7 protein-coding genes are annotated in these 6,000 nt (G+C 39.5%); 5 read left to right on the forward strand and 2 right to left on the reverse strand.

Going from position 1 to position 6,000, the window contains the following annotated elements; all coding sequences use genetic code 11:
• Positions 1 to 501: 501 nt before the first annotated feature.
• The gene (locus H6G92_RS32875) at positions 502 to 789 is read left to right on the forward strand and encodes a Mo-dependent nitrogenase C-terminal domain-containing protein (RefSeq protein WP_190900303.1); all 288 of its coding nucleotides are present in this window, start codon (positions 502 to 504) and stop codon (positions 787 to 789) included.
• 58 nt (positions 790 to 847) lie between these two features.
• Here the strand turns inward: H6G92_RS32875 and H6G92_RS32880 are convergent, their stop codons facing one another.
• The gene (locus H6G92_RS32880) at positions 848 to 2,398 is read right to left on the reverse strand and encodes an FAD-binding domain-containing protein (RefSeq protein WP_190900305.1); all 1,551 of its coding nucleotides are present in this window, start codon (positions 2,396 to 2,398) and stop codon (positions 848 to 850) included.
• A gap of 635 nt (positions 2,399 to 3,033) precedes the next feature.
• On the opposite strand from H6G92_RS32880, the gene H6G92_RS32885 reads away from it, so the two are divergent.
• Positions 3,034 to 3,540: a hypothetical protein gene (locus tag H6G92_RS32885; RefSeq protein ID WP_190900307.1), complete on the forward strand. Its 507-nt coding sequence runs from the start codon at positions 3,034 to 3,036 to the stop codon at positions 3,538 to 3,540.
• A 20-nt stretch (positions 3,541 to 3,560) separates the two neighbouring features.
• Here H6G92_RS32885 and H6G92_RS32890 read toward each other — a convergent pair whose 3' ends face one another.
• A complete protein-coding gene (locus tag H6G92_RS32890; RefSeq protein ID WP_190900309.1) occupies positions 3,561 to 3,749 on the reverse strand; it encodes a hypothetical protein in 189 nt (62 codons plus the stop codon).
• Positions 3,750 to 4,076: 327 nt separating this feature from the next.
• Between H6G92_RS32890 and infC the strand changes: the two genes are divergently transcribed.
• The 3 genes from infC (at position 4,077) to H6G92_RS32905 (ending at position 5,892) form a co-directional block, all read left to right on the forward strand.
• A complete protein-coding gene (infC, locus tag H6G92_RS32895; RefSeq protein ID WP_190900311.1) occupies positions 4,077 to 4,511 on the forward strand; it encodes a translation initiation factor IF-3 in 435 nt (144 codons plus the stop codon).
• A 401-nt stretch (positions 4,512 to 4,912) separates the two neighbouring features.
• Positions 4,913 to 5,188 carry an HU family DNA-binding protein gene (locus H6G92_RS32900; protein WP_174711013.1) on the forward strand — a complete coding sequence of 92 codons (276 nt, stop codon included), beginning with the start codon at positions 4,913 to 4,915 and terminating at the stop codon, positions 5,186 to 5,188.
• A gap of 191 nt (positions 5,189 to 5,379) precedes the next feature.
• Complete coding sequence (locus H6G92_RS32905) at positions 5,380 to 5,892, forward strand: thermonuclease family protein (RefSeq protein WP_242059405.1); 513 nt, start codon at positions 5,380 to 5,382, stop codon at positions 5,890 to 5,892.
• Positions 5,893 to 6,000 lie beyond the last annotated feature (108 nt).

Raw genomic sequence — 6,000 nt, forward strand, 5'->3', positions numbered from 1 at the left:
ATTTCCTTATATCAAGCTTAACGCCTCTGGAATTATAGGGTTTGGCCCATTCGAGCGACGCATAGCTTGCCGCCTTCGGCATCGCTACTAGCGTGAAGGGCGTAATTCCAAAACCAATAAGTTCTCAAGACAGGATATGGCAATGTTAGGGGAAATGTGACTGTTGAATTGCAGATGTTGCATAAAGCGATCGCAGTTTTGATTTTTGACGCTAAACACTCGAAGTAGAAAACAGTAATCGTTACAGAAGCAAGAGGTGCGTAAACATTTGCGTAGCCTCTTGAAGTAAAGATTATGCTCCTGCTTCCTCAGACACTAGCTTTGTTCGTAGTAGTTGTTATATAAAATACAATTGCTTACTTATTCTAGATTTTAGGGAATTTTACTGAGATTTCAATTAGCTTTCTTGAAGCGAGGGAATAGTTTCGTAAATTTACGATGTTTTTCTCTGAAGATAACTGTCATTTTAGAGGAACAGATTTCAGAAAAGAGAGTTGATATATGAATTTACCTACGCAAGACCATTTAAATAACAGCTTATTAAACCAGATTCGTTATCAGGTTGAAAGATTAGAAATTCATAATCCCAAATTAGCCAGACTATTATGTAAACTAATTCCATCTCACTGTCCTTTTGAAAGAACTGTATCAATTTTAGGGCGGACACTTTTTCACATTCCCCCATTATGTAAAATCAATCCTCTCTATGAACAAATAATTGGTCTTCGTTATAAGTGTTTGTTGTATTTAGTAGATAAATGCGGGGAAGACGCGACAAAGTATTGTTGAATGGTGATTTTATTTAGTAAAAAGAGAGAGGAGCTTGGTTTAAAATCTAGATAATGCTTTACTCCTGCAACTCAGTAAGCCTTTGTTGATATTCTTTGTACTCTCTATCTTGATGCTGCCAGTATTTCTCAACTGTTTCTTTAGCAGCGTTTGCATTGTTGTATTCATCTCCACCTTGGCTTAACAATCGCTGTTTGGTTTGCTTTCGTAAGTCAGAAACAACTTTGCCATTAACTTTACGCGTCTTTGACCAATCTAGAATTGGTTGTGGATAATAACTATTGTTAATGTATTTCTCCTGTTCAATTTCTGGTAAACTATAGCCCCGCAGTTCCGGTATCCAGTGGGAAATAAAGTCTCCTTGAGGATCTTTTTCGGCAATATTCTTTGACGGGTTATAGATGCGAAAAGTATCGCTAAGTGGATTAGTTGCACCAGCCTGCATCTGCCATTGCCAATTATTAATTGCTAAATCTCCATCTACTAAATAGTTCATATAATGTCTAGCGCCGTGATGCCAGGAAATACCACAGTTGATAGTTAAAAACGTGGCACACATTGCCCTCATCCGAAAGTTCATCCAGCCCATCGTTTGGAGTTGCCGCATACTTGCGTCTACTAAAGGAAAACCTGTCATTCCTTCAAGCCATGCCTGAAATAACTCTTGTTTTGCAGGTGATAATTCTGATGGTGTATACAAACTATCAAATTCCGGGTAACGGTTAGTGTAAGCAATTTCTGGATAAAAATAAAGTCTTTGAGTGAAACTATCATGCCAGCGTAAACGGTCTCGAAATGCTTTGAGGGAGAATTCTGCCTTGGGTTGAGTTTTTAATTTTTCTGCTCTGGTTTTAGTACTTTGATAAACAGTACGGGTTGAAATAGTCCCGAAAGTCAGGTGTGGTGACAAGTGAGATGTTGCCCCAAGCTGTGATAGCATTGGACGAGAAAGCTTCCAGTGATAACCGTAATATCTCTTCTGTAAAAATGAGTCTAGCTTGGCTTGTGCTTCGGTTTCACCTCCTGAAAAATAAATTTTATCTCCTGCCCAAAAACTGTGATACTTATGTTTAAGTTCTTCAAATGTTAGTTGTGGTAAATTGAGAGTCAGTTGGGGCGTGTTGATAGTTTGAGGTGTTGGATGTTGGGGTTGTCTTTGATAGTTATAGTATTCGCTAAACCACTCATCACGTTTATCTTGTGATTGCAGAAAGTTGTTCAGCCCAATGTGGTAGTCGAGATTCAGCCGCTTATAAAAATCAACTATAGTTTTATCGCGGCTGACCCCGTACTCTACCTGCACATCACGGCTAAAAAAAAGTTTGGGTTTATATCCTGCAATGATTAACTGCCTAGTCAACGCTTGCACGATGTCTGTAGAATTACCTTCAAATAAGTACAGCCGACTACCTAACTTTTGCAGATTTGAATCGAGATTTTCCAATGACTCAAACAAGAAGCGGACTCTAGAAGTTCCAACATCAGCCCAGATATAAAACCAAGGGTCAATAATGAAGAATGGCAGAACTCTTGCATCATTACCAGATGAAGAGGTGACAATTTCATTATCAGTTAAACGCAAATCTCGACGAAACCATAGAAGGTGCATAAAGGTGCATAGTTTAATTTACTACTACTATAATACATTTGTACCAACAGGTGATTTTGCTGTCGAAGTTGAGTATTTATAGCAGCTGTAAACTATTCTGACTGCGCTGACTTTACACAGTGCAGCGAACCGAACAAGTAAGTTCTAGTTATAAAACTGCAAGGATAGCGGATGTAGGGCAATACTTAAAAGTTAAAAGTTTACATGAGGGCACATCTGCCCTCATTTTTAAGATGGATATCAGGTAAGTGTGCGTTAGAATTGAATGAGTGGCAACTTGACTGACTTGAAGCTAGATTAAAGAATCGAGGGTAAAAGTTGCTCACAGGGCAAAGTTTAATAATTGGGTCATTGATAAGTTTTTTATACAGCATTCGTGGTAAGCAATAAAAGTACTGTCAAACAATTGTAGATTGCCGATTGTAGATTTGAGATTGACGATAGCGTAGCGTTAGTGACGTAGGAGCGTCTTTCAGATTTATTCTGCCCACAAGGGGCTGGGCTTGTACTAAAAACAAACAATAAAGCAATCTGCGATCTTCAATCTCCAATCTTCTCGGTCAAAGAAACTGTATGCAAACGGTATAACCCAGAACTAACGATGTACAAGATTAATATTTACAGGCTTTAAAAGTATGGCTAAGGTAACAATTTCAATTGGGCTAACTGATACAGAAGTCAAAGCTTTATCGGCAATGCAGATTTCCGAGAATGAGTCATTAAATCATACAGCAACAAGATTGCTCCAGGGAATCCTGGGTCAGACAAAAGCTGGGCTGGCATTATCTAATAGTGATGAGATTAAGGAAATAGTTAAACAGGAAGTAAATGCTTTAGCTGTGTCTACAACTAATGGGGAAGAGATAAAACAGGTGATTAGACAGGAATTAGCCGAAGCGATCGCTCAGATAAAAGGCTTAATGAATCAGCGTAATGGTGAAGTTGCTCTACCTACACAAGAGGTTGTTTCTGTTGAGCAGCAAGTCCTACCAGATTATTTAGCAATACGCGAAAACGTCCTTTCTAAATTGAAAACAGGTAAGCAGTCAGCAGCAAAGGCAATTGACGCTTTTATTGAGGAACTGGGTGCTGTCAAGGAGCAACAACAGCCAGCAAATGTGGAATTAGATGTAGCGAGTTAGGATTTTTGTGCTGGCGACTATTAACCAGTCAACTTAATCACGCCTTGACTGACTAAATGTTCAAGCTGAGAATGGTGCTGTGTTTGCTCCCGTAGAAACTTGAGTTGCTCGTAAGTTAGAATGTGTAATCCAGGACGGACAACATAACCTTCAATAGTAATGCTTTGTGGTTGCTGGCTATCGGTGCGGTTGTAGGAAATTGAAGGCATATTTACAATTATGTAAGTTAGAACTCATTAGTAGAAGAAAGTTTAATTCTTCATTCTCTTACAGCTTCACACAATTTCCTCTTAAAAGGTGATTATAGAATCAGTCAACGCCAAAGTATGTAGGTGATTCTCAATAGAAGCGCTCCATGTCATGCAGGTTTTGTAACTAAAGAGAAGCAAAAGATTAGGTTACGATAGATTTAGACAACAAGGCTGTCAACAGTCGGCATGACTGATACTTTATAGATTTGTAATATCTGGGAGTCAAACGTTATCGCAATTCCAAAACAACTAATAAACTCACAAATCAAGTGACCCCAAGTTTTCTTGATTGACCATGAGAATAATAATCGTGGTTTGACCGATACCAATGAAGCATTACAGCTAGCCGAAAGCCTAGAGTTAGACTTAGTATTAGTGTCTGAAGGAAAAGAGGCTCCAGTTGCAAAGATTCTGAATTATGGCAAGCTTCAGTATCAAAAGAAAAAGCGTCAGGCACAAAGTGCTAGACCAGTAGTAAAAGAAGTTCGGTTTGGTTTGAATATAGGTGTAGCTGATTATAAGTTACGCATTGAACAAGCAGTCGGGTGGTTGAGTAAAGGCGATTCGGTGAAGTTTGCTGTTCGTTTACGAGGTCGGGAACATCAATATCGTGAGCAAGCTGGAGAACTATTAGATCGGGTTGTAACTGATCTCAACTCTGTAGGAAAAGTTCAATCACTTGATAAGCGTTCACTAATTGCTTTAATCATTCCTGCCTAAATTACTTTTTAAGAGATATCTTAACTTTAGAAGTGCGATCGCTCTATTCATCCTTGTGAAGCGTCGGCGTTAATTAAATTAAAGAGTTCAAGTGTTAGTTCCAATCACCAATGCTGTTTGAATCTTGTCAAATCGGGAGCAAAGGAGTGCATGAACTTTTTCTTTGTGAATACCTTTGGTGTTGCACTCGGCTATACCCACAGTTATTCTACGCGACAAAGGTGATGAAGCAATTGCTGCCGTTGGTTTTGTAATGGGGTTGGACTGCCTGAGTGTCTAAGAGGCAGTAGCAGTGCATTGTTAATTTTCATGTGTTGCTTGATTTTTACTCCTTTCACCCTTTTGCTAATAAAAGCTAGTAATGCTAGATTTCCAATATTTGCAATACTTCAGGGTAATTTATGAACAAAGGCGAATTAGTAGATGCTGTAGCAGCAAAGACCAACATCACAAAAAAGCAAGCCGATGAAGTCATTAGTGCTTTTTTGTCAGTAGTTATCGAAGCTGTAGCGAATGGAGAGAAGATAACGCTGGTAGGGTTTGGTTCATTCGAGAGACGCGAACGCTCCGAACGTGAAGGGCGTAATCCCAAAACCAATGAGCCAATGACTATCCCAGCGACCAAAGTGCCTGCATTCTCTGCTGGGAAACAGTTTAAAGAAAAAGTAGCGCCATAGATGAATTGCTTTATCACTAGCAATCCAATCACTGCTTCCTCTGTAGCGTTCGCTGTTGCGTCTACAGGGCAAAAGAGCAGTCTCAAGTTAACTAACAATTTGGGTTATTAATCTCAAGTTACTAGTTTTATTAGCTACTTTTAATTAGTTGTCTGGGAATTATAAGTATTATATAGTGATTATTACTACAGATGCTTCCAAAAATTCCCTTTGTTGCAATTAGCGTTCTGCTTGTAGCTCAAATGTCGTTACCCGTATTTGCCAAAAATCTTACCGCTACAGTTGTAAGCGTAGGTGACGGTGACACCATACGGGTGAGAACTGGTAACAAAACTGTGACTGTCCGCCTCGCTTGCATTGATGCACCAGAGATGAAGCAAAGCCCTTGGGGACAGCAATCATCTGCAAGACTTAAACAATTGCTGCCAGTGGGACAAGGAATTACTCTACGTACTATTGAAACTGACAAATATAAGCGCTTAGTTGCAGAGGTGTTTGTCGAGAATCGCAGTGTCAACGTGAGTATGGTGCAAGAAGGGCAAGCTGTTGTTTATCGTCAGTATCTCAAAGGCTGTTCAGAGTCTAAAGATAGCTTGTTGCAAGGTGAAAACACCGCTAAACAACAGCGTTTAGCTTTTTGGAGTCAGGCTAATCCTGTAATGCCTTGGGACTTCCGCCACAGAGCTAGGGTGTTGACTTTATAGGAAAATCGCCCAAAAAACTTCATGCAGTATCTGTGTCTTCATTGAAGATCGAAAATACAGTTTTTCTTTTTGAGAGCATGGACTGACCAAAAACTTGAGATGACCAGG

Source organism: Nostoc foliaceum FACHB-393 (assembly GCF_014698505.1).
Classification (GTDB): Bacteria; Cyanobacteriota; Cyanobacteriia; order Cyanobacteriales; family Nostocaceae; genus Nostoc; species Nostoc foliaceum_A.